This is a genomic window from Neisseria sp. P0021.S007 (assembly GCF_051956855.1).
The window spans coordinates 1-893 of the sequence record NZ_JBQCXA010000251.1 but is presented as its reverse complement, the minus strand read 5'-3'; the positions used below and the strand labels follow the sequence as shown (position 1 = coordinate 893).

At 47.4% G+C, this 893-nt stretch carries 1 pseudogene; it reads right to left on the bottom strand.

The window, feature by feature from the left end:
- Positions 1-612 (bottom strand): annotated as a pseudogene (locus tag ACTHUR_RS12605) (tetratricopeptide repeat protein); the annotation flags it as partial.
- Positions 613-893: the final 281 nt, after the last annotated feature.

Below are 893 nucleotides of genomic sequence, written 5' to 3'. Positions count from 1 at the left end.
ATTCAAGGCCGTTTTATGCACTTGTTTGACCGCATCGCTGGTCAGATTCGGCTGTTGGGCTGCGGTTTGTGCCAAAAGCAGGAACACGCGCTTTTGCTCGTCTTCACTACCGCCGGCAATCACCTTGTCCAATCCGCTCAAATTCTTATCGGCTTTACCCAGCAGCAAATTGCGCAACCAAGTCATGCGCTTTTGTGTTTCACCAGGCTCCGGCTCGATTTCACGCCATTTTTGGTAAATGGCTTCAGCCTGTTCAAATGCGTTTAAAGAAACCGCCATCTCCAAAGCGCGCTCGGCTACTTCGGGAGATTTGGTGCGATGCAACGTCAAAATATACGTAAACAGTGCAGAAGCCGCATCGCCCTTTTGTAAAGCCAGTTCTGAATTTAACAAAGTGAAAACCTGCGAGGTGCGGTTTTGTATACCCAACAGACGTATCCGCTCCTGCTCGCGCTCTTCGGGAGAAAAACGGTCGGCACGGCTTTTCTTTTTAATAATCTTAGCTGATTCAAAAACTGCATTTGAATCGCCGGGCGCGGCAAAAGTTTGTGTAGCAAACAACATCATGACAGCCGCAGCTGCTACTCGAATACGGGATGGGGAAAACAACATAACTATCCTTTTTGAGAACCTGCCGGCATTTTCAGACGGCCTAAGCATCTGCAAAACAGACGCAAAGCTTTATTTATCATTCAGGCATAACTGTAACACACGCACTCTATTTTGTTGACACGGTAACCGTAAACCTTGTGTAATCCTCATCTGCATAAAACGATCGGCGCCAAAAATGAATACCGACCACCTTATCCATTTCCTCACTCAAGCTTCACACTTCAGCAGCCGTATGCAAGCAGAGCGCAATCAATTATTTACCGCCCACACGGTCAAAGAAG